The following is a 2,475-nucleotide window of genomic DNA, read 5'->3' on the forward strand; positions in this document are numbered from 1 at the left end:
TCTTTGGTCCGCAATGCTACAAGGTTGGGCGCCTTGCATTGAAGTTCGCGCGTATCTTCGATCAGGACAACACGATCGGAGGTCTTGGCAACTTCGGCCAGAAGCGCGTTGGTCAAGGTGGTCTTGCCGGTCGAGGTACCACCGGCCACCAAGATATTCTTGCGAGTGGTGACCGCACTCCTCAGGGTGTCGGCTTGCCCGGAGGTCATGGTCCCGGCGGCAACGTAATCGTCGAGCGTGAAGACGGCGACCGCGGGCTTGCGGATGGCGAAAGCGGGGGCAGCAACGACCGGAGGCAACAGGCCTTCGAACCGCTCGCCGGTTCCGGGAAGTTCGGCCGACACGCGGGGTGAGCTGGCGTGCACCTCCGCGCCTACATGATGCGCCACCAGACGAACGATGCGCTCGCCGTCCGCCGCTGACAACGTTACGCCGGTGTCAACCAAGCCACTCGACAGTCGGTCAATCCAAAGCCGCCCATCGGGATTGAGCATGACCTCAACGATCGCGTCGTCTTCCAGGTAGCCTGCGATCGCCACGCCAAGTGCGCTCCGCAGCATTCGCGCACCGCGCGAATTCGCTTCCGATTGAATGGAATGGATTGCCAATGCCGTCCCCACCGAATGAGAACGTCTGGAGCGTTCTCAGATGGGTTGATTAGAAAAGGCACCAATGGATTTGGCGCAACAAGCGCTTACGGTAAGCGTAGATTGGCGTAGAAAAAGAAAGACCGAAAACTCATAATTCGCACCGCGAAGCGAACCGGAGCGCTGCGGAATGCTGATGCTATTCGTCGGGAAGGTTGCTGCGGACGTGGCTCACCACTCCGAATCGGTATCCGCCGGCATGACCACCAGCAATTGTTCGTACGGCATGAACGTTTCGGCCGCATCAGAAACGCTAGCAGGCAAGAAGAGCGGAATTGAACCCATCCAGCGCCCGAAGGATCCAAGCGATGGTAGAGCGAACCAGACGAAGGCGGTGATCTGAACCGCCACATTGACACCGAATGCGACCTGATAGGCCAGGACGGCCCTGTGGCCATCCACGAGTGGCCATTGCTGCAAGATGAAGCCGGTCCCGAGTTGGGAAACAAATGCCCAACCGAAGTGCAGCACATTCAACGCACCGTTGGCACGACCGGTGAGTTCTGGCGGAAAGTAATCAGCTATCACCGCGAAACTGACCACCGTCGCGGTTCCAACAATTGCGACAACCGACCACGGCGAGATTGACGGCAAGGGCACGCGAAGGATCAAGGATAGCTCGGCCGCGATGAACAGGATTGCGATCACGGCCACGATGATCTCTATCGTCCCCCCTCTTCGCCTGATGCCATGGACCAATGTGCCGAATAGCCAGGCACCGCCGCAAAGGACGACCGACATTGTGAATAGCTGTCCGACAAGTCTCGTTCGATCAAATCCCTCGACGTCGGTCAGCCACGGCGCAGCCCACAATCCCTGCAGAGACCAGGCCGATCCGACGCAAGTGGCTGACAACGGGGCAATTCGCCAAAAACGCCGATCGCCGAAGACGGAGCTCAATGTGCCGGGCATTGATCCTGATGGCGGGATGATGGCTCGTTCAGGAACCACGATATAGATGAGCACGGCCGTGACGCCGGTTGCCGTCGCCAGGACCTCAAAGAGCGGTCGCCAGCCCATCCAGGCGATCAAATGTTCGGCGGGAGCTGTCGCGGTCACCGCTCCGAGCGAGCCCAGCATGATCATGTAGCCGTTCAGCAAGGCGAATCGTTCGCTCGGAAACCAGAGAACGATGGACTTCAATCCAGCCGTCAATGCCGCCGCCACCCCGAGGCCGATCATGGCTCGCGAAATCAAGAGCATCGGCAGACTCGTGGACATCGCGAACAGGCAGGAGCCTGCGGCGGCGACTAAAAGCAGGCAACTCTGAACCCGGCGAGGGCCAAAGCGATCCAGCAAAATACCGACGGGTATCTGGGCCGCCGCGAACACCAGGAAGTAGACGGACGTGAGGAGCCCGAGATCGGCAGTGCCGAGCCCGATCTCCGCGACGAGATGACTGGAGATCAGAGCGTTGATCGTTCGGAAGAGATACGAAAGATAGTATCCAGCAACAAATGGGAGAAAAACGCGCGCGACGAGACGCCATGCCTCCGAATTTTGCATGCTGGCCCTTTTTGCCCCTCAGCTCATGCGAGCCGATAGCGCGTCCAGCTTTTCGTGGGTCGGCTAAAATAGTGCAATCGTACTCTGGCGTGCAAACAGAAAGATCGGCGAAATCGCTCCCCCTGGTGTTCAGTCAGCTTTGGCTGTCCGTCTCCGGACGAACGATGTCCTCTGGAATCTCACGCAGAAAACTCTGCCCCTTCTGCAGCCGACGTCCCAGCGCTTCGACAAATCCTTCGAAACGCTCCCGACCCTTCAGTTGTGCCGCCGCTTGGGCTTCGTTCGGTAAGGGTGGCGTGATCGTCAGCCAGAAGCGGATGAA

General features: G+C 59.1%; 2 protein-coding genes and 1 pseudogene. All 3 read right to left on the reverse strand.

Features of this window, described 5'->3' with window-relative positions:
* Nucleotides 1-560: ATPase, T2SS/T4P/T4SS family (locus AC1D00_RS36440; RefSeq protein WP_477014001.1), on the reverse strand; the 560-nt coding region annotated here is incomplete at its 3' end.
* A gap of 258 nt (nucleotides 561-818) precedes the next feature.
* The gene (locus AC1D00_RS36445) at nucleotides 819-2,153 is read right to left on the reverse strand and encodes an MFS transporter (protein WP_477014000.1); all 1,335 of its coding nucleotides are present in this window, start codon (nucleotides 2,151-2,153) and stop codon (nucleotides 819-821) included.
* A gap of 133 nt (nucleotides 2,154-2,286) precedes the next feature.
* Nucleotides 2,287-2,475 (reverse strand): annotated as a pseudogene (locus AC1D00_RS36450) (CopG family transcriptional regulator); the annotation flags it as partial.

It is taken from the genome of Bradyrhizobium sp. P2_E8 (assembly GCF_056403875.1).